17 protein-coding genes, 1 tRNA gene and 1 pseudogene are annotated in these 19,841 nt (G+C 68.9%); 5 read left to right on the top strand and 14 right to left on the bottom strand.

Annotation, left to right across the window (positions count from 1 at the left end; genetic code table 11):
- Positions 1-4: 4 nt before the first annotated feature.
- From ACZ5Y9_RS09495 to ACZ5Y9_RS09460, 8 genes are read right to left on the bottom strand one after another with little or no spacing between them, the layout of a single operon-like run.
- Positions 5-2,479: a DEAD/DEAH box helicase gene (locus tag ACZ5Y9_RS09495; protein ID WP_464471208.1), complete on the bottom strand. Its 2,475-nt coding sequence runs from the start codon at positions 2,477-2,479 to the stop codon at positions 5-7.
- The gene (tatC, locus tag ACZ5Y9_RS09490; protein ID WP_247633975.1) at positions 2,476-3,234 is read right to left on the bottom strand and encodes a twin-arginine translocase subunit TatC; all 759 of its coding nucleotides are present in this window, start codon (positions 3,232-3,234) and stop codon (positions 2,476-2,478) included. The genes ACZ5Y9_RS09495 and tatC overlap by 4 nt, the downstream gene beginning before the upstream one ends.
- Positions 3,235-3,291: 57 nt before the next feature.
- Positions 3,292-3,531, bottom strand: coding sequence for a twin-arginine translocase TatA/TatE family subunit (tatA, locus tag ACZ5Y9_RS09485; protein ID WP_247622496.1), 240 nt, complete (start codon positions 3,529-3,531; stop codon positions 3,292-3,294).
- 2 nt (positions 3,532-3,533) lie between these two features.
- Entirely contained in the window at positions 3,534-4,553 is a 1,020-nt protein-coding gene (locus ACZ5Y9_RS09480; protein WP_247622497.1) for a helix-turn-helix transcriptional regulator, read from the bottom strand.
- Positions 4,550-5,542: a helix-turn-helix transcriptional regulator gene (locus ACZ5Y9_RS09475; protein WP_247956151.1), complete on the bottom strand. Its 993-nt coding sequence runs from the start codon at positions 5,540-5,542 to the stop codon at positions 4,550-4,552. The genes ACZ5Y9_RS09480 and ACZ5Y9_RS09475 overlap by 4 nt, the downstream gene beginning before the upstream one ends.
- A complete protein-coding gene (locus tag ACZ5Y9_RS09470; protein ID WP_440747021.1) occupies positions 5,542-6,474 on the bottom strand; it encodes a hypothetical protein in 933 nt (310 codons plus the stop codon). Before ACZ5Y9_RS09470 ends, ACZ5Y9_RS09475 begins: the two co-directional genes overlap by 1 nt.
- A gap of 10 nt (positions 6,475-6,484) precedes the next feature.
- Positions 6,485-7,504, bottom strand: a complete 1,020-nt coding sequence (locus ACZ5Y9_RS09465) for a tRNA (adenine-N1)-methyltransferase (RefSeq protein WP_247622500.1) — start codon at positions 7,502-7,504, stop codon at positions 6,485-6,487.
- On the bottom strand, positions 7,501-8,151 hold the full coding sequence (locus tag ACZ5Y9_RS09460) for an HAD family hydrolase (RefSeq protein ID WP_247624693.1): 651 nt from the start codon (positions 8,149-8,151) through the stop codon (positions 7,501-7,503). Before ACZ5Y9_RS09460 ends, ACZ5Y9_RS09465 begins: the two co-directional genes overlap by 4 nt.
- A gap of 124 nt (positions 8,152-8,275) precedes the next feature.
- On the opposite strand from ACZ5Y9_RS09460, the gene ACZ5Y9_RS09455 reads away from it, so the two are divergent.
- Positions 8,276-9,124 carry a PAC2 family protein gene (locus ACZ5Y9_RS09455; protein ID WP_247622501.1) on the top strand — a complete coding sequence of 283 codons (849 nt, stop codon included), beginning with the start codon at positions 8,276-8,278 and terminating at the stop codon, positions 9,122-9,124.
- A 12-nt stretch (positions 9,125-9,136) separates the two neighbouring features.
- Here the strand turns inward: ACZ5Y9_RS09455 and ACZ5Y9_RS09450 are convergent, their stop codons facing one another.
- Both ACZ5Y9_RS09450 and ACZ5Y9_RS09445 read right to left on the bottom strand, forming a co-directional pair.
- Positions 9,137-9,961 (bottom strand): undecaprenyl-diphosphate phosphatase, encoded by an 825-nt coding sequence (locus ACZ5Y9_RS09450; RefSeq protein ID WP_247622502.1) that lies wholly within the window; start codon positions 9,959-9,961, stop codon positions 9,137-9,139.
- Between the two features lie 44 nt (positions 9,962-10,005).
- Positions 10,006-11,301 (bottom strand): M20/M25/M40 family metallo-hydrolase, encoded by a 1,296-nt coding sequence (locus ACZ5Y9_RS09445; protein WP_464471207.1) that lies wholly within the window; start codon positions 11,299-11,301, stop codon positions 10,006-10,008.
- 112 nt (positions 11,302-11,413) lie between these two features.
- On the opposite strand from ACZ5Y9_RS09445, the gene ACZ5Y9_RS09440 reads away from it, so the two are divergent.
- Positions 11,414-11,496, top strand: a tRNA-Leu gene (locus ACZ5Y9_RS09440).
- A 129-nt stretch (positions 11,497-11,625) separates the two neighbouring features.
- On the opposite strand, the pseudogene ACZ5Y9_RS09435 reads toward ACZ5Y9_RS09440, so the two are convergent.
- Both ACZ5Y9_RS09435 and ACZ5Y9_RS09430 read right to left on the bottom strand, forming a co-directional pair.
- Positions 11,626-12,525: pseudogene (locus ACZ5Y9_RS09435) on the bottom strand (glycosyltransferase); the annotation flags it as partial.
- Between the two features lie 35 nt (positions 12,526-12,560).
- On the bottom strand, positions 12,561-13,535 hold the full coding sequence (locus ACZ5Y9_RS09430) for a phosphodiester glycosidase family protein (protein WP_402785636.1): 975 nt from the start codon (positions 13,533-13,535) through the stop codon (positions 12,561-12,563).
- Between the two features lie 183 nt (positions 13,536-13,718).
- On the opposite strand from ACZ5Y9_RS09430, the gene ACZ5Y9_RS09425 reads away from it, so the two are divergent.
- From ACZ5Y9_RS09425 to ACZ5Y9_RS09415, 3 genes are read left to right on the top strand one after another with little or no spacing between them, the layout of a single operon-like run.
- Positions 13,719-14,303 carry a DUF4956 domain-containing protein gene (locus ACZ5Y9_RS09425; RefSeq protein WP_464471206.1) on the top strand — a complete coding sequence of 195 codons (585 nt, stop codon included), beginning with the start codon at positions 13,719-13,721 and terminating at the stop codon, positions 14,301-14,303.
- Positions 14,300-15,064 (top strand): polyphosphate polymerase domain-containing protein, encoded by a 765-nt coding sequence (locus tag ACZ5Y9_RS09420; RefSeq protein WP_464471205.1) that lies wholly within the window; start codon positions 14,300-14,302, stop codon positions 15,062-15,064. Before ACZ5Y9_RS09425 ends, ACZ5Y9_RS09420 begins: the two co-directional genes overlap by 4 nt.
- A 22-nt stretch (positions 15,065-15,086) precedes the next feature.
- The gene (locus ACZ5Y9_RS09415) at positions 15,087-16,847 is read left to right on the top strand and encodes a carbohydrate-binding domain-containing protein (protein WP_464471204.1); all 1,761 of its coding nucleotides are present in this window, start codon (positions 15,087-15,089) and stop codon (positions 16,845-16,847) included.
- On the opposite strand, the gene ACZ5Y9_RS09410 is transcribed toward ACZ5Y9_RS09415, so the two are convergent.
- Positions 16,844-17,938: a VIT1/CCC1 transporter family protein gene (locus ACZ5Y9_RS09410; RefSeq protein ID WP_247622510.1), complete on the bottom strand. Its 1,095-nt coding sequence runs from the start codon at positions 17,936-17,938 to the stop codon at positions 16,844-16,846. The genes ACZ5Y9_RS09415 and ACZ5Y9_RS09410 overlap by 4 nt on opposite strands.
- Before the next feature lie 104 nt (positions 17,939-18,042).
- The gene (locus tag ACZ5Y9_RS09405; protein ID WP_247622511.1) at positions 18,043-19,785 is read right to left on the bottom strand and encodes a DEAD/DEAH box helicase; all 1,743 of its coding nucleotides are present in this window, start codon (positions 19,783-19,785) and stop codon (positions 18,043-18,045) included.
- Positions 19,786-19,841: the final 56 nt, after the last annotated feature.

The following is a 19,841-nucleotide window of genomic DNA, read 5'->3' as shown; positions in this document are numbered from 1 at the left end:
CCGGTCACATCGAGGAGTAGGCGACGATGCCGCGGCGCACGCCGTCGAGCGCCGTGCGGGCCGTGCGGGCGAGCGCTCCGTCCTCGGCGACGATCGAGAGCTGGTCGAGGAGGTCGATCGTCTGCTTGGCCCAGCGGACGAAGTCGCCGGCCGCCATATCGGCATCGACGAGCACCCGATCCAGCATCCCGCCGCGAGCCCAGGAGTGCATCGCTCCGGCGAGGCCGGCGGCGAGCGGCTCGGAGCCGGGAAGATGATGATCCTGTTCGAGGTCATCGAGAACGGCCCACAGCGCCGTCGTCTTCTCGTATGCGGCACGGAACGCGCCGCGCGGAAGACCGCGCTCCCCCGAGTTCGCCTCATCGCGCCGCGGTTCGTAGACCAGGCAGCAGGCCATGGCCGCGAGCGAGGGTGCATCGAGGCCCGACCACAGCCCCTGGCGCAACGACTCGGCCACGAGCAGATCCCGCTCGCCGTAGATGCGCCGCATCGTGCGGCCCGACTCGGTGAGCGTCATCTCGTCGCCGTCGGAGCGCAGGTAGTCGAGCGTCTCGAGCACCTCGACCACGCGGTCGAAGACACGGGCCACCGTTCCGGTACGGGTCTCGATCTGACGGCGGATGCGGTCGGTCTGACGCTTCAGCTTCCAGTAGCGCTCCGCCCACCGGGCGTGCGCTTCGCGATCCGGGCAACTGTGGCACGGGTGCCGCTGCATCTTCGTGCGGAGCTGCTGGATGCGCTTCAGCCGCTTGTCACGGGCCGAACGCGGGGCTCCCGAGTCCTGCCGGTTCTTCTTCTCGAGGTCGCTCAGCTCGCGACGGATCGTCGAGTACTCCACGAAATCACCGTGCTCGCACGACATCGACTTCTCGTAGCCCGCGAGCGACACCTCGGCCTCGCGCACCTGACGGGCGAGACCGACCACGGCGCGATCGGCCTGGAACTGCGCGAACGACGACTCGAGGATCTGGCGGGCCCGCGGCTTGCCGAACAGGTCGATGAGGTTCACGGCCATGTTGTACGTCGGCCGGAAGCTCGAGTTCAGCGGGTAGGTGCGCCGCGACGCGAGAGCGGCCACGGCCTGCGGATCCATGCCCTCGGTCCACTGCACCACCGCGTGGCCTTCGACGTCGATGCCGCGGCGCCCGGCGCGACCGGTGAGCTGCGTGTACTCCCCCGAGGTGATCGCGACGCGGGCTTCGCCGTTGAACTTCTCCATCTTCTCGAGCACGACGGTGCGCGCCGGCATGTTGATGCCGAGCGCGAGGGTCTCGGTCGCGAAGACGACCTTGACGAGCTTGCGCTGGTAGAGCTCTTCGACGACCTCCTTGAAGGCCGGCAGCAGGCCCGCGTGGTGCGAGGCCACGCCGCGCTCGAGATTGTCGAGCCACTCCCAGTAGCCGAGGACGCCGAGGTCCTCCTCCTGGAGCGTGCGGGTGCGTTCCTCGACGATCGCGCGGATCTCGGTGCGCTCCTCCTGTGACGTGAGACGCATACCCGACCGGCGCACCTGCGCGACGGCGGCATCGCAGCCGACGCGACTGAAGATGAAGAAGATCGCCGGCAGCAGATTCGCGCGTTCGAGGAGGTGGATGACCTCCGGGCGATCGATCCGCTCGATGCGGCGCGCGTTCGACGGACGTACCGGACGCTGGCCTCCGCGCGGAGGGCGCTTGGCCTGTCGGCCGGCGTGACGATTGCTGACGTAGGACTGCGCGCGACGGTTGTTGTCGTAGTGCGAGCCCGTGAACGAGCGGATGCGCATCAGCTCCTGGTTCACCTGAGCCGTGGCCACACCCGCCCGGTCGTCGAACAGCGGCAGCAGATCGTCGCGCACGAGCACGTGCTGTTCCAGCGGGACGGGGCGGATCTCCGAGACGATCACCTCGGTGTCGCCGCGCACCGTGTCGAGCCAGTCGCCGAACTCCTCGGCGTTCGAGACCGTCGCACTCAGCGAGACGAGACGCACCTGCGACGGCAGGTGGATGATGACCTCTTCCCACACCGCGCCGCGGAATCGATCGGCGAGGTAGTGCACCTCGTCCATCACGACGTAGCGGAGGTCGCGCAGCGCCGCCGAATCGGCGTAGATCATGTTGCGCAGCACCTCGGTGGTCATCACCACGATGCGCGCGTTGCCGTTGATGTTGGTATCGCCGGTGAGCAGCCCGACCTCGTCGGCTCCGTAGACGTCGACGAGCTCGCGGAACTTCTGATTCGAGAGCGCCTTCATCGGCGTCGTGTAGAACGCCTTGTCGCGCGGAGTCTGCATCGCGAGATGGATCGCGAACTCGCCCACGATCGTCTTACCGGCCCCGGTCGGCGCCGCGACCAGGACGCTGTTCCCGCGCTCGAGCGCATGGCAGCCCTCGAGCTGGAACGGGTCGAGATCGAAGCGCTGGCGGGCGGCGAACGCGGAGGTCTCGGGGTGCTCGGATGCCTGTCGCGCGGCGGCGTATCGCTCCGCCGGCGAACTCATGCGGCGTCCGGCAGGAGGCCGGCGGCCGCATCCTGCTTGCGCTTGCGCCGGTCGAACAGCAGCGACAGACCGGCGGCTGCGAAGTACAGGACGATCAGGATGCCCGCGAGCATCAGCATGCTCACCACGTCGGCAGCCGGCGTCGCGAGGGCGGCGAAGACCGTGGCGATGATGATCGCGACGCGCCATCCCTTGAGGATCGCGCGCCCCGACATGATGCCGGCGAAATTCAGTGCGACGAGGAAGACCGGCAGCACGAAGGAGACGCCGATCACGAGCATCAGTTTGAAGATGAAGTCGTAGTAGTCCTGGGCGGCGTAGAAGTTCGTACCGCCCTCCGGCGTGAAGCTCCACATCAGCTCGATGATGTGCGGCATGATCATGACGCCGAGGTAGCACCCGCCCAGGAACAGCGGAACGGCGGCCGCGACGAAGCCGACCGTATAGCGCACCTCTTTGCGCGTGAGGCCGGGCATGATGAACGCCCAGATCTGCCACAGCCAGACCGGCGCGGAGGCGAAGAGACCGATCGACAGGGCGATGCGCATGCGCATGTCGAACGCGGAGGTCACGGTCGAGAAGTTGAGGGCGCTGAAGTCGTCGCCCCGCTTCTCGGTGATGAGACGGATCGGCTCGGTGATGAAGTGGATGATCGGATCCGCGACGATGAACGCCAGCACCATGCCGACGACCAGCGCGATGGCGGCGATCATCAGACGGCGGCGCAACTCGACGAGGTGCGCTCCGAGAGACATCCGCCGGTCGCGGTCCGGCTTCGCCTTCGCGGCCGGGTCCATCACTGCCACGAGCGGTCAGGCGCGCGGCGGAGTCTCAGGTTCTGAGCCCGAGTTCTTCACCGTGGTCGGGTCCACTGCCGCGTTCTCCGCGGCCGCCGGACCGTCTTCTTCCTTCATCGCCTTCATCTCTCCCTTGAAGACGCGGGCCGACTGGCCGACGCTCTTCGCGAGGGCGGGCAGCTTTGCCGCGCCGAAAAGGAGGAGGATCACGGCGAGCACGATCAGGAGGTGCCACCCCTGCAGTCCAGCAAACATCTCTAGTTCCCGTCGTCGGTGGGCGATTCGGCCAGTCTACCCGGCTGTGCTGTGGATGGGCGGTGGTAGAGCGCGAGTCCCGCAGACGCCCATTCCCGGGTCGCCGCGCGCGCGATGCCCGGCTCGAGCACCTCGAGCGCTCCCCCGAAACGGGCCGCGATGCGCTTGATACCGCGCGGATCTGCGAGGTGCAGGTGCGCCGTGACCACGCCATCGAGGGTCTCGACCTCATCGGCGGAGAGAAGCCCGCCCAGGAGCGGAGCGAGTCGTTCGGGAACGCGCACGGTGACCTCGCGGTCGTCCGCCACCTCGGCGAATGCCTCGGGCACGTGCTCCCCCGCGTGCGTGATCGGGATGTCGGTCAGCTGCGGGCGGCTCACCCGGTCGAGGTGGAAGGTGCGCATCGCCTGACGCAGATGACACCATCCCTGCAGATACCACTGGCCGTTGGTGATCAGGATCTGCACCGGATCGACCGTGCGCGTGGTCGGCTGCGCGTCCGGCGCCTGATAGGTGAACGAGATCGCGCGCCCCTCCTGCACCCCACGGGACACCGCCTCGCGCACCTCGTCGACCGCCGTGGGCGCGATGACCACCTCGGCGGGAGCGTCGGCCGCTCCTCGGGAGAGCTTCGAGATGAGACCGGCGACGAGCCCTGAGTCCGAGACAGCGGGCACCGCAGCGACCATCTGCAGCCCGGCGAGCAGCGCTGCGGCTTCGCGCGCGGTGAACCGCGGCACCCGGCGCAGCGCGACGTCGTTCGTGATCTCGATGACGTCTTCCTGGTCGAGCAGATCCCAGTTGATGTCGAACATCTCCTGCGGCTGCTGCCAGAAACCGGCTTCGCCGGGAAGGCCGATGACGGTCAGCTTCTCGACCATCGCCCGCATCTCGCGCGGGGTCACGCCGAACTCCGCTGATGCCTCGGCCAGAGAGACCTGTCCGTGCTCGAGAAGGTACGGCACGAGGGTCAGGTACAGACGCACCCGATCACCGGCGAGCAACGGCTTCTTCGCACTCATCGTCGGACCTCCCGCTCGGCGTGGGCCTCGGCGACCGCGCGGAGACGCGACACCACCGCGTCGCGGAGCTCGTCGGGCTCGACCACACGGACCTCTGGGCCGTACGAGGCGAGCTCGTCGGCGAGGATGTGGACATCGACGAAGGGGACGCGGATGCCCTGGACCGCCGGGACCGCCCTCCGCCCGAGCCGCAGAGACGCCTCGGTACCCGGAGTGATCTCGAGCAGAGCGGAGTTCTGGGACGCCACCTCCTCGAGTCCCGCGAGCGCGCGGTCACCCGCTCCGTCCCGCAGGACGGGGTCGAAGGTCGTCGCGGTCACCGTCACATCCCCGACGATGCGGCTGAGCAGGAACGTACGGTCGCCCGCGGCGTCGATGTCGATGCCGAACACGTGCCAGCGCGCCTCGTAGTCCACCAGCGCGAGCGGCTGGACCCGGCGACGACGAGGAGCGTCCTCCCCCGGCTTCAGGTAGTCGAAAGCGACGACTCGGCTCTTCTCGATCGCCTCCTGGAGCGGACCGAACGCGGCATCCCGCGCCGTGATGCGCGGCGCGAACCCGATGATCGGCTCGTCACCGTCGATCCCGAGGGCGCGGATCTTCCGAACACCGGACTGCGCGTCGCCCGATGCGGATTCCGCGCTCCACACGCTGCCCGCGAGACGCAGCACGGCGAGTTCGGCGGGCGTGAAGTCGATGTCGCTCGGCAGGTCGTACTCCGCCTGCGGAATCCGGTAGCGCGCCTCACGCAGATCGTTCGGGTCTGCGGCGTCGCCGATCGTCTCGACGGGCACACCGAGCGAGCGGAGTTCGTCCTTGTCGCGCTCGAACATCTTCTCGAGGGCATCCGACCGCGTTCCGGCATCCGCGCGCTGGCGGTACCCGGAGACGTTGTCGAGGATCTGCTGCTTCGTGAGCCCGATCTCCGTCGCCATGAGAGCCACGACGAGATTCGTCAGGCGCTCCTCGGCGGGAATACGGGCGGCCATCACGGAGTCGGTACCGTGATGGCGCCCAGGATGTCGACGACGTAGACGACGGCGGGGGCCGAGTCGGAAGCCGGAGTCACGACGAGCACCTGGGAGCCGACGGGCTTGCCGACCAGCTCCTGGGCCACGGCCGGTGCCACCTGCTGCAGATCGGTGGAGACCGCTTTGCCCCACGTCTGCGTCATCACGGTCTTGTCGTCCCAGCCGAGCGCGGTGTACTGGACGATCGGCACCTGATCGGCTTCGACGTCGTCGCCCTCACCGAGGATGAGCGTCTGCGTGACCAGAGAGGACGGTGCGTCGGAGTTGGGGATGATCACGCCGGGAGTGCCGTCCGGAGCACGGACGACGGTCGGCATGCCGCGAGCATCGTTGAACTGCAGGGAGCCTTCGGCCTTCGGCAGGAGCACGTCGATGGTGTCGACGACGAACACCATCGTGTCGTCGGCATCGAGACCGAAGCTCTGCAGTGCCTCCGCTCCAGCATCATCCGCGGTCAGAGCGACCACCGTGCGAGACCCCTGGGTGACGCACTTCAGCGCGTCAGCGAGAGCAGGGAAACGCGCACCCTGGATGTCGAGGCTCGTCAGCGGCCCCTGAGCGGGGTCGTACGGAGTGCCGGCGACCTCTTCGCCCGTCTCGCCACTGAAGAGGGTGAGCTCGTAGACGAAGGGCTGCTGACCGTTCTGAACAGCACGACCGTCGCCGACGACGACGTCCGTCGTCGCCGACTTCTCGACGTGCAGCGGCGTGTAGATGCTCACATCCGGCTTCGCACCGAGATCGCCCTCGACCGTCACCGCATCGGCGAGACCGCTGGAACCGCCGGAGCGGTCGCATGCGGCGCCATCGAAGGTCGGAGCAGCGGTGCACCCCGTCAGAGCGAGGACGGCGAGGCTGAGAGTGGCCAGAACGGCGGACGTTTTACGCACGCCCTCCAGTCTATTCGGTCGGGTGCTCCGATTCGCGCGATGCCGTCGCGATGCGCGCGCCCTCGGCGGCGCGCGCAGCCTCTCGCGCGCGCTTGCGCAGGTTCTTGTCGGTGATCTCGCGATCGCCGACGGCACCGGGGGTCCACTGCTCCACGTCGTCGTCGCCGTAGCTGGACTTCGAGGCGCGACGCTTCACGGAGGGTGCGACCGTGCCCGGAGCCAGACGACGCGCGGTCAGCAGGAAGCCGGTGTGCGCGACCATCCGGTGATCGGGACGCACCGCGAGGCCCTCGACGTGCCAGCCGCGCACCATCGTCTCGGAGGCGTCCGGATCCGTGAACAGTCCGGTGTTGCGGATGTACTCCGCGACGCGCGAGAGCTGCGTGGCGGTCGCGATGTAGCAGAGCACCACTCCCCCGGGTGTGAGCGCGTCGGCGACGACGTCGATGCACTCCCACGGGGCCAGCATGTCGAGCACGACGCGATCGACGGATCCGGCGGGAAGCTCGGAGGGCAGCTGCTCGACGAGATCGCCGACGACGACGCTCCAGGTGTCCGGCTGCTCGCCGAAGAACGTCGCGACGTTGCCGCGGGCGACCTCGGCGAAGTCCTCTCGCCGCTCGAAGGATACGAGCCTGCCCGCCGGCCCCACCGCACGAAGCAGCGACAGCGACAGTGCGCCCGACCCCACTCCGGCCTCGACCACCGTCGCTCCGGGGAAGACATCGGCCTGCATGACGATCTGGGCGGCATCCTTCGGATAGACGATCGCCGCGCCACGGGGCATCGACATCGCGAAGTCCTTCAGCAGCGGGCGCAGCGCGAGATACTCGTGGCCCGAGCTGTTCACGGCCACCGATCCGTCGGGCAGGCCGATGAGATCGCGGTGGCGCAGCACCCCGTGGTGGGTGTGCAGCTCGCCGTCCTCCCGGAGGGTGACGGTGTGCAGTCGGCCCTTGGGACCCGTGAGCTGGACGCGGTCGCCCTCGCGGAACGGGCCGCTCGGACGGTGCGTACCGGAGGCGGTCATCGGGTGGCTCCCGTCGTGGCGGAATGGCGGTCGAGGAGGTCGACCAGGTCGTGTGCGGTGCGGCCGTCGAGCGTCGGCCAGAGCTCGTGCGCACCGAGGTCGTCGAGCGGCACGATGTGCGGGACCCCGAGGGTCACGGCGCCGGAGGCGATCCCGGCACGGACACCGGTCGGCGAGTCCTCGATCACGATGGCTTCGGTGATGTCGATGTCGAGCAGGGCGGCGGCCTGCAGGTACGGCTCCGGGTGCGGCTTCGGGTTGTCGACGTCGTCGCCGGCGACGACCAGATCGAAGGCCGGGAAGTCGATGAGATCGACGACGCTCAGCGCCATCCGTCGCAGCGACATCGTCACGAGCGCGGTCGTGATCCCTGCCTGCTTCAGGTCGAGCAGGAGCTCGCGTGCGCCGGGGCGGAAGGGCACTCCCTCGGTGCGCAGAAGGTTCTGCACCTCATCGGTCAGATGGGCGACGATCGCCTCGGCCTCCATGCGCACGCCCGCGTTCTGCAGGATGATCGCGCTGTCGATCAGTCCGCTGCCGACCAGCTGCAGCGCGTCCTCGTGCGTCCACGTCCCGCCGAAGGACTCGACGAGCCGGGTCTCGGCCGCCATCCAGTACGGCTCGGTATCGACGACTGTTCCATCCATGTCCCAGAGGACCGCGCGGGGCTGTGTGCTCACCGAGCCATGTTATCCGGCGCAGGACCCGTCTTCCTCCGAGCGCGACTAGCCTGGGGAGACGACACCGTCACTCGATCGAAAGGGGATCACGATGGATGTTCTCGGTTCGCGCATCGTGATCGTCGCCTTCGACGGCTGGAACGACGCGGGTGAAGCGGCCAGCGGCGCCGTCGCGGCCCTGCGCGCCACGAGCGAGTACGACCTCGTGCACACCGTCGACCCCGAGCTCTACTTCGACTACCAGTACACGCGTCCGTCGACCCAGCTCGACACCGAGGGTCGTCGGCGCCTGAAGTGGCCGGAAGCGACGCTGTGGCGTCCGCGCGACGCGGGCGAGGGGCCCGAGTTCTGGCTGCTCACCGGAGTCGAACCGGCTCGCACGTGGCAGTCGTTCGCCGCCGAGTTCATCGACGTCGCGCTGCGCGACGACGTGAGCGGCTTCATCATGCTCGGCGCGATGCTCGCCGATGTGCCGCACTCCCGGCCGATCTCGATCTTCGCGGCCAGCCAGAACGAGCAGGCGCGCGAGGAGCTCGGACTCGAGAAGTCCCTCTACGAGGGCCCCGTCGGCATCCTGAGCGTCATCGAGCACTACGCCGAGTCGGCCGGCATCCCGACGGCCACGCTGTGGGCGAGCGTGCCGCACTACGTCGCGAACGCGACGCCGTCGCCGAAGGTCACCCTCGCCCTGCTCGATCGCCTCGAAGAGCTCACCGGGGTGTCGGTGCCGCGCGATGCACTGCGCACGGAAGCCGCCGCGTGGGAGGCATCCATCGATGCGGCCGCGGCGGACGACGAGGAGATGACCGAGTACATCCGCCAGCTCGAGCGCACCCGCGACACATGGGACTCGCCGGAGGCATCGGGCGATGCGATCGCCCAGGAGTTCGAGAAGTACCTGCGTCGACGCGGTGACGGTCCGGGCGACCACAAGCGCTGAGCGCGTCCGCGCTCAGGCGGCGATCGCTCCGGTGCCGAGCAGGACCAGGATCACCGTGCCCAGCAGGATGCGGTAGATCACGAACGGCAGGAAGCTGCGCTTCGAGATCCAGCTCATGAAGAACGCGATGACCCCGAGGGCGACGACGAAGGCGATACCGGTGGCCGCCAGCGTGTCGCCGAGCGAGAAGAACGCCGGTTCGTTCCAGCTCTTCGCCAGCTGGTAGAAGCCGCTGCCGAAGACGGCGGGGATCGCCAGGAGGAACGCGTAGCGGGCCGCCGCGGCGCGCTCGTAGCCGAGGAAGAGCCCCATCGTGATCGTGCCGCCCGAGCGCGAGACGCCCGGGACGAGGGCGAGGGCCTGTGCGAATCCGTAGGCGACGCCGTGCGGGTAGGTGAGCTGGTTGAGCGTGCGCTTCTTCGCTCCGACATGATCGGCGATGCCGAGCAGGATGCCGAACACGATCAGCATGATCGCGACCACCCAGAGCGAGCGGAACACGCTCTCGATCTGATCCTGGAAGAACAGGCCCAGGATGACGATCGGGATGCTGCCGATGATGATCATCCAGCCCATCCGCGCGTCGGGATCGGTGCGCGGGGCCTTGCCGACGAGCGACCGGAACCACTGCGTGACGATGCGGACGATGTCGCGCCAGAAGAACACCACCACGGCCGCCTCGGTGCCGATCTGCGTGATCGCCGTGAACGCCGCACCCGGGTCCTCGCCCGAGGGCAGGAACGAGCCGACGATGCGCAGGTGGGCGCTGGAGGAGATCGGCAGGAACTCGGTCAGCCCCTGGACGATACCGAGGATGAGCGCTTCGAAGAGATGCATGGAGGCCTTCAGGGTCGACGGCGGCACGGAGCCGGCGGGAGCGCTCAGTACGTGCGCAGCAGATCGGCCAGCACCCGCTGACCGAAGACAAGCGAGTCTACGGGCACACGCTCGTCGACTCCGTGGAACATGCCTGTGAAATCGAGATCGGCGGGCAGCCGGAGCGGCGCGAACCCGTATCCGGTGATCCCGAGGGTCGACAGCGCCTTGTTGTCGGTTCCGGCCCCCAGCAGATACGGGATGACGGGCACACCGGGGTCGTGCCGACCGATGCTCGCGACCATGGCCTCGACGAGCTCGCCCTCGAACGGGGTCTCCATACCGATGTCACGGACCACGGTCTCGATCACGATGTCGTCGCCGACGATCTGCTGGAGCTCGGCCAGCACCTCGTCCTCGGTGCCGGGGATCACCCGCACGTCGATGAGCGCTTCGGCGCGCTCCGGGATGACGTTGTGCTTGTACCCGGCGGTGAGGCCGGTGGGATTCGTCGTCGTCCGGAACGAAGATCGCAAGAACGCCTCGGCGGGACCGGCGGCCGATGCCAGGGCGTCCGGATCGTCGGCGCTGCGCCCGGTGAGTGCGCTCAGTCCCTCGAGGAGCGCGGTGGTGGTCGGCGTGAGCCGGATCGGCCAGCGCGTGCGACCGATCGCCGCGACGGCCTCGGCCAGCGACGTGATCGCGTTGTCGTCGTGCAGACGACTGCCGTGGCCCGCCCGTCCCTTCGCGACCAGCCGGATCCAGATCAGCGCCTTCTCGCCCACCTGCAACAGGTAGGCCCGACGGTCGTCGACCGTGATCGAGTATCCGCCGACCTCGCTGATCGCGGTCGCCGCACCGGCGAACCATTCGGGGCGGTCGCGCACGACGAGCGCCGATCCCTCGACGCCGCCGTTCTCCTCGTCGGCGAAGAACGCGAGGACGAGGTCGCGCGCCGGCATCTCGCCCGCGCGGAGGATGTCGGCGACGGCCGTGAGGATCATCGCGTTCATGTTCTTCATGTCGACGGCGCCGCGCCCCCACAGCATCCCGTCCTGCACGATCCCGGCGAAGGGATCGACCGTCCAGTCCTCCGCCATGGCGGGGACCACGTCGAGGTGCCCGTGCACGACGAGCGCCGGCAGCGAGCGGTCGCGACCCGGCACCCGTGCCATCACGTTCGTGCGGCGCGAGACGGGCTCGTAGTACTCGACCTCGAGCCCGAGTTCTGCCATGTACGCACCCACGTACTCCGCAGCCTCACGCTCCCCCTTCGCGTTGCCGCCGCCGAAGTTCGAGGTGTCAAAGCGGATCAGCTCGCTCGCGATGCGCGCGACCTCGGGAAGGGAGGGTTCGGTCATGCGAACCAGGCTATCGAAAGCGCGTGCCACGCCCGGGCGTCACGCCCGATTCGAGGCCGACCCCAGAAGGTGGTAATGTCATTCTTCGGTCGGCAACGATCATCCAAAACCTGCGCGGGTGGCGGAATGGTAGACGCGCTACGTTGAGGTCGTAGTGCCCGTAAGGGCGTGGGGGTTCAAGTCCCCCTCCGCGCACAGATGGCCCCGGTGGATCCCCTGGATCCGCCGGGGCTTTTTGCTTGCCCCCTCGCGCCGTCCGTGGGCGAACACGAAAGCGCGCTGCGCCGCATATCCGGCGATGTACACGACGGCGTCGACCGCGATCTTCGCCGCGATCACGGGAACTCCGGCGTTGACGAGGAGTGCGACACCGACGTACCCGACCGCGAGCAGCACCGCGGCGAGTCCCGCGTAGCGCACGAGCTGTCGTCGGAGAGACCCTCCCTCGGCCGCGCGGAACACCACGGCGCGGTTGAGTGCGAAGTTCACCGTGGCGCTCAGCGCGCGTGCGCCGACCATGGACGGCAGCAACATCCCGGAGGCGGCATACAGCAGGTGCAGCGCGGCCACGTCGAGGGCGAACGACCCGAACGAGACGAGGACGTATCGCAGGAGCGGACGCAGGACCGCCAGCGAATCCCGGACCGGACGGAAGTGCGATGAGGCATTGCCGTCGAGGTAGACGGTCGCGATCTCGATCTCGCGGATCGGCACGCGACGTCGCGCGAAGTCGAGGAGCACGTTCATCTCCCAGGCGAAGCGCTCTCCCGTCACCGCCAGCACCTCGGGGATGCGAACGGCGGGGATGCCGCGCAGACCCGTCTGCGTGTCGTGCACACCCACTCCCCCGACCGTGCGGAAGAGCGTGCGGGAGACGGCGTTGCCGAAGCGACTGCGCACGGGTACATCGCCGGTGAATCGGCGTCCACCCAGGACGAGAGCGTCCCCCTGCGCGGTCGCCGCGCCGACCGCAGCGATGTCGTCCGGGCGATGCTGCCCATCGCTGTCGGCCGTGACGACGTCCTCTCCCGGCCAGCGACGCGCGATATGCGCGAGTCCGTTCCTCAGCGCGGTCGCTTTCCCGACGTTCTCGGGCTCGTGCAGCACCTCGACCCCGCGATCCTCGACGCGACGGAACAGCTCGGCGTAGGCCTCCCCGCTGCCGTCGTCGACGACGATCATCCGATGCCCTGCGGTATGCAGTGCCTCGACCAGTTCGACCATCCGCTCATCCGGCTCGTACGCCGGGATCAGGACGATCACGAGCCGCTCCCCGCGATGTAGAGGATGTCGCTCGTTCCGCGCTCGCCGCCGTTGGACGGCTGGTTGACGACCTCGCCGTCGAAGTACAGGGTGGACGATCCTCCGCCATCGAGGTTGTAAGCCGTCGTTGCGCCGAGCGACACCATGATGTCGGCGAGCTCCGTCATGGTGACCCCGCGACTGTAGCCCTCATCGCGCCCATCGACGACGACGAAGACGAGGTGGTTGTCGTCGATCACGCCGACGGCGGTGCGCGGCTGCTCGCCCTGGATCGAGTGATTGCCGAAGTTCGTGTCGACCTCGACGTCCTCGATGCCGGCGAGTACCGATCCGTCCTCGACGATCGCCGGCCCGAAGGACAGGGTGTTCCAGACGCCGTCGGCGATGAGCTCATCCGCGGTGGTCGCGGTCTCGTCGTACACCTCGACGTGCCCGTCCTGGTAGAAGGCCAGCCCGTCGCGCGCTCCGTCGTCGCGGTAGACGACCCCGTTGCGGATGACGATGCCGGTGTCACGGAACCCGTAGTAGTCGCCGTTGATCGCGAAGATCGCGTCGTGGTCCGCTGCGATGGAGCTCGTCGTCTCGGTGATGTTCGTCCCGTACGCATCGCCGGCGAAAGCGGAGCGCAGCGCCGTCGCATCCGTCAGCGTGACATCGGCCACGTAGTACGTGACCGTGTCGGTACCGGATCCGGTGGTGACGGTCGACAGCGTGATGTCGGCCTGATCGGAGGTGTACGAGGTGTCGGTCGTCTCACCGTTGGTCGTCGTCGTGACCGCGTCATCCGTCGTGCTCTGCGCCGCCTCGTAGGACGAGACGTCACTGATCGCGACGTGTTCGATGAGGTAGCGATCCGCGGCCCAGATTCCCCCGCCACCGAGGGCGAGTGCGGCGGCGACGGCGGAGGCGATGACCGGGCGTCGGCCCCGGCGTCGACGTGGGCGGGAAGGGGTGTCGTGTGCGGTGTCCATGCTCCAGGAGTACGGCTCACGCCTATCGGCATCCTTTCCGGAATCTCGGCGAAGCAGGTCGTTCCGCTATGGGTCCTCGATGAGCGCACACATTCGTCATCCGCGCATAGACGAGACATAGAGAGCGCATAGACGCGAAGGACTCAATGGTCGAACACGTTCCTCACAGACTCAGGAGTCCCCATGGCCAGCATCGTCATGATCGCCGCCGACCTCGTCGCCATCGCGATCCTCGCCCTCGGCATCTACTTCACCCGACACCGTCGCCGCGACCTCCTCGTCGCGTTCGTCGGCGTCAACGTCGGTGTGCTCGCCGTCGCCGTCGTGCTCTCGGGAGCGACGGTAGCGCTGGGCCTCGGACTGGGGCTGTTCGGCGTGCTGTCGATCATCCGCCTGCGCTCCTCGGAGATCTCGCAGCGCGAGGTCGCCTACTACTTCGCCTCGCTCGCCCTCGGACTGATCGCGGGACTCTCCACGGATGTGTCTCCGACGGCCCTCGGCCTGATGGCCCTCATCATCGTCGCGCTGTACGTCGCCGACCACCCGCGGGCCCTCGCGCGCTCGCGGCACCTCACGATCTCCGTCGACCGCGCGTACACCGACGAGCGCGCGCTCGCGTCGCACCTGGAGCGCGTGCTCGACGGTCCCGTGACGCAGCTCACGGTGCTGCAGATCGATCTGGTCAACGACACGACGCTCGTCGATGTGCGCTACCGCGCATCCGCGTCCGTCGAGGTCGGCGCCGCGCTGAGCGGAGCCCGCCGATGACTCCCCCGACGCTCGCCCTCATCGGACTGGACGAGCTCGTGGCCGAGGCCGCCCTCCTCACCCGTGTGGATCGCAAATACGTGCTCTCGTCGGTGGAGGCCGAGACGGTGCTGGCCGCGCTGCCGCGCGACACCAGGGTGCTGACGATCGACGGCCGAACGGCATTCGCCTACGAGTCGCACTACTTCGACACGCCCGACCTGCTCAGCTACCGCCTGGCCGCGCTGGGCCGCCGCCGTCGCTTCAAACTGCGCACGCGCAGTTACGTCGACACCGCCGACGCCTTCCTCGAGCTGAAGACCCGCGGGGCCCGTAGCACGACGGTCAAGGAACGCATCGAGTACGACTTCGACGCGCGCGATGCGCTCAGCCCTGACGGGCTCGCGTACGCCTCCGAGGGTCTCCGCCCTCTCGGGCTCGCCGACGCCTCCGAGCTCGAACTGCAGGCGACCCTCGCCACGCGCTACCGGCGGACGACGCTCCTGGCGCCCGACGGCGGCGGCCGCGCCACGGTCGATGCCGCACTCGCGTGGGAGCTCGCCGACGGAACCCGTATGCGCACCCCGGGCCTCGTCATCATCGAGACGAAGTCCGGGCTGCGCACCGGCGATCTCGATCGGCTGCTCTGGCGCCACGGCATCCGCCCCTCGAGCATCAGCAAATACGGCACCGGACTCGCCGCGATGCGCCCCAACCTGCCCTCGAACAAGTGGACGCGCGTGCTCCGGCGCAGCGTTCTGCCCACGGCGACCGCCGCCTGACCCGCGAAAGAGAGTGACCACCATGAACACGAAGAACCGAATCCTGCTCGCCGCCGCTCCCTTCGCCCTCGCCGGCGTCGTGCTCGCAGGCTGCACCGCGACGACCGCGACCTCGGCCGCATCGACGACCACCGAGACCGCGTCGACCGTTCAGGACGTGGATGCGACGCTGACCGCCGAACAGGTGCTCGCCGACGACGAGGATGCGACGACGGTCGACGCCGCAGAGGCGGAGGGATCGTCGGCGACCGTCACGCTGGACGGGGACACCGCGACGATCGACGGCGACGGCGTGACCGTCGAGGGATCGACCGTCACGATCACCGCCGGGGGCGCGTACACGCTCACCGGCTCACTCGACGGGGCGGTCGTGGTCGATGCCCCGGAGGACGCGGTCGTGGCGATCACCCTCGACGACGCGTCGATCACGAACACCGCCGGATCCGCTTTCTCGATCCTCAGCGCCGACGACGTCGCGATCGTGCTGGCGGACGGCAGCACCAACAGCGTGTCGGACGCCTCGTCGTACGCCGACGATGCCGAGGCGAACGCCGCTCTCTACAGCGATGCCGATCTGACGATCAGCGGCGGCGGATCGCTCACGGTCCAGGGGAACGGCAACGACGGCATCACCAGCAAGGACGACCTCAAGGTCCTCAGCGGCACTCTCACCGTCACCGCGGCCGACGACGGCTTGCGCGGCAAGGACTCGCTGACGATCGAGGGCGGCGACATCACCGTGACGGCCGGCGGTGACGGACTCACGAGCGATCAGGCCGACGACGCGACGCGCGGCTACCTCTGGGTGTCCGGAGGCGAGATCTCGGTGACGAGCGCCGGCGACGGGCTCTCGGCGGCCACCGACCTCGTGGTCACCGGTGGAGACATCTCCGTCACAAGCGGGGGCGGTTCCGCCGACTCCCCGAGCGAAGACGTCTCCTCGAAGGCGCTCAAGGGCGGCGTCTACGTCGTGGTCGAAGGAGGGACGGTCCACGCGGATGCCGCGGACGATGCCGTGCACTCGAACGGCGCGGTGCACATCAATGCGGGAACGCTGACTCTCGCCACGGGCGATGACGGCATCCACGCCGACACCGCTCTGTTCATCGACGGAGGCGAGACCGAGATCACCCGCTCGTACGAGGGACTGGAGAGCGCGCAGATCACGATCGACGCGGGCACCGTGTTCGTCACCGCCTCGGACGACGGGCTCAACGCCTCATCGGGGAGCGGTGAGAGCATGCAGGACAGCGGCGAGATGATCACCATCAACGGTGGCGACGTCACGGTCGATGCCGAGGGCGACGGGTTCGACTCGAACGGCTCGGCGACCATGACCGGGGGCACTCTCACGGTGTGGGGCCCGACCGGGAACGGGAATGGAGCGATCGATGTGAACGGCACGTTCGACGTCTCCGGGGGCACGCTTCTCGCTGCCGGCAGCGCGGGCATGGCGATGGCACCGACGACCGACTCCGCTCAGGGATGGGTGTTCGCCTCGGTATCGGGTGCGGTGGGATCCACCGTGCAGATCGTGTCGGACGGCACGGTGGTCGCCGAGTACACCGCCTCGAAGGCCTTCGCCACGGTCGTGTACTCGGGTGCCGGGATCGTGAGCGGCGACAGCTACGACGTGGTCGTCGATGGATCCACGACCACCGTGACGGCCGGAGAGGGCGGCACGAGTGGGATGGGCGGCCAGCCCGGAGGCGGTCAGGGCGGTGGGATGCCCGGCGGCGACGCTCCGACCCGTGGCGCCCAGGGCGACGGCGACGCGTCCTAGACCGCGCCCACGCCGAACAGCAGACCGAGCAGATAGGTGATCGCCGCGGCGCCGAACCCGATCGCCAGTTGGCGCAGGGCCCGGCGCAGCGGCGGTCCTCCCGAGAGGATGCCGACCATGGCACCCGTGCTCAGCAGCGCGATGCCCACCAGCACGAGCGCGACGATGACGGCTGCGGCACCCTGCAGACCGAAGATCCACGGGAGCACGGGAATGATCGCTCCGGAGGCGAACAACAGGAAGCTCGAGATCGCAGCGGTCCAGTCGCTGCCGACGACCTCGCTCACGTCGCCGTGGGTGCGAATGGGCCCGGTCGCCGTGCGCCGCACCCCCGCCTGGGCCGCCGTCACGATGCGGCGCGCCTTCGCGAGGGCCTCCTCGGGGTCCGCGCCGCGGGCGCGGTACACCAGGGCGAGTTCGTTCTCGTCGATGTCGAGATCGTGAGCGGATGCCGCGGCATCCTCGTTCGCCTCGGTCGCCGCGAGGAGCTCGCGCTGGGACCGCACGGAGACGAACTCCCCCGCCCCCATCGACAGCGCGCCCGCGAGGAGACCGGCGATCCCGCTGAAGAGCACGAACCCGGAACTGACTCCGGTCGCCCCGATGCCCAGCACCAGCGCGAGGTTGCTGACGAGTCCGTCGTTGGCACCGAACACCGCGGCTCGGAACGACCCCGACAGACGGCGGCGACCACGGGCGGCGAGACCGCGCACCACCTCGGAGTGCACCTTCTCGTCGGCACGCATGGCCGGAGTCGCATACTGCTCCGCGTCATAGGGCGACCGCGCCTCGGCGCTCTGCGCGAGCGCGAGGACGAAGATCGAGCCGAAGCGCCCGGCCATCCATCCCAGCAGCCGCGAGCGGACTCCGGCGCGGGGCAGGCGAGCCGGTTCCCCGCCGAGGAGGTCGAGCCAGTGCTGCTCGTGGCGCCGTTCGGCATCGGCGAGGCGCAGCAGGATGTCGCGCTCCTCCCCCGTCCGGCGCGCCGCGAGACGCTGATACACCGTTCCCTCGGCGCGCTCCTCCACGAGGTAGCGCGCCCAGCGGCGACGGTCGGCGGCCGTGGGTTCGGCGGCGAGCGGAGCGGTCATGTCTGACTCCTCGGGTGCGTGGACAACCGTTCCACGCTATCCGCGGGAAGGCGTGCGAACGCAGCCGACGCCGGGATTGCCAGCATTTCGGGGATCCGAAGCGCTCAGGAGCGTACGCGCTTGCGGAGGATCTCGATCCGGGACTGCAACTGGGTGACGGTGGCCTGCGCGACCGCCGGCCCCCCGCAGATCCGGCGCAGCTCGGCGTGCACCGCGCCGTGCGGTTCGCCCTTCTGCCGCGCGTAGAGACCGACCAGGCTGTTGAGGAGCTGACGCTGCTCCTTGAGGGTGCGGTGCAGAGGCGGCGGGAGGGTCGTCGTCTCGGTCGGGCCGGCCGAGGCTTCACGCGCCTCGCGCAGCCGCGATTGCCGGGACTGCCGCTGCATGAGCAGCTCGTGCACGTGCTCGGGCTCGAGGAGGCCGGGGAACCCGATGAACTCCTCTTCTTCGGGGGTGCCGGGCTCGGCCAACTGCCCGAACTCCTGGCCTTCGAACACGACACGGTCGAAGTGAGCGACGGACGACAGCGCCTGATAGCTGAACTCCTGAGTGAGCGCGTCGGAGGTCTCCTCCTCGCGGTTGGCGCTCTCGAGCAGGGAGTCCTCGAGGCCGTCGTCGTCCTTCGACTGCCGGTCGAGCGCGTGGTCGCGCTGCTTGTCCATCTCGTTCGCGAGGCCCATGAGCACGGGCACCTGCGGGAGGAAGACGCTGGCCGCCTCGCCCCGACGACGCGCGCGCACGAATCGACCGATCGCCTGCGCGAAGAACAGCGGCGTCGACGACGAGGTCGCATACACGCCGACCGCGAGGCGCGGCACGTCGACGCCCTCCGACACCATCCGGACGGCCACCATCCAGCGCTGGTCGCCCGCGCTGAACTTCTCGATGCGCTCCGAGGCGGTGGCGTCGTCGGAGAGCACGATCGTCGCCTGCTGGCCGGTGATGCTGTGCAGGATCTTGGCGTAGGCACGGGCGACCGTCTGATCGGTCGCGAGCACCAGACCACCCGCATCCGGCACGTGGTGACGGATCTCGGTGAGGCGGCGATCGGCGGCGGAGAGCACCGCCGGCATCCACTCGCCCTCGGGATCGAGCGCCGTGCGCCAGGCCTGCGAGGTGACGTCCTTGGTGTTGTCCTGCCCGAGGTGCGTCTCGAGCTCGTCGCCCGACGTCGTGCGCCAGCGCATCTTGCCCGCGTACATGTGGAAGAGCACGGGACGCACGACACCGTCGGCGAGGGCGCGGCCGTAGCCGTAGTTGTAGTCGGTGCGAGAGATGCGCGCGCCGGATTCGTCGGGGTGGTACTCCACGAACGGGATCGGTGCGGTGTCGCTGCGGAACGGCGTGCCGGAGAGCAGGAGCCGCCGCTTCGCGGGGCCGTAGGCGTCGCGGATCGCATCGCCCCAGCTGAGCGCGTCGCCGCCATGGTGCACCTCGTCGAGGATCACCAGCGTCTTGGCGTCTTCGGTCAAGTGCCGGTGCACGGACGACTTGGCCGCCACCTGCGCGTAGGTCACGACCGCTCCGTGATAGTGGCGTGCCGGCGCCCAGTCGCTGTTGCGGAAGCGCGGATCGAGGCGGATGTGCACCCGCGCCGCGGCATCGGCCCACTGCGTCTTGAGGTGCTCGGTGGGGGCGACGACGATGATGCGATTGACCTCGCCCGTGCGCATGAGTTCGACCGCGAGGGTGAGGGCGAAGGTGGTCTTTCCGGCGCCCGGCGTCGCGGCCACGAGGAAGTCCCTCTGGTCGGCGGCGAAGTACTGTTCGAGCGCCTCCTGCTGCCAGGCGCGCAGCTTGTTCGCGGTTCCCCAGGGGGCGCGCTGTGGGAAGGACGGTGAGAGCATCGGCTCAACGATAATCGCTCCGTCGGACATCGGCGCGCGCCCCTCCCCGACGCGCC

It is taken from the genome of Microbacterium sp. T3-8 (genome assembly GCF_055398145.1).
The sequence above is the reverse complement of the archived record's forward strand: the minus strand, read 5'-3'. Positions and strand labels throughout refer to the sequence as shown.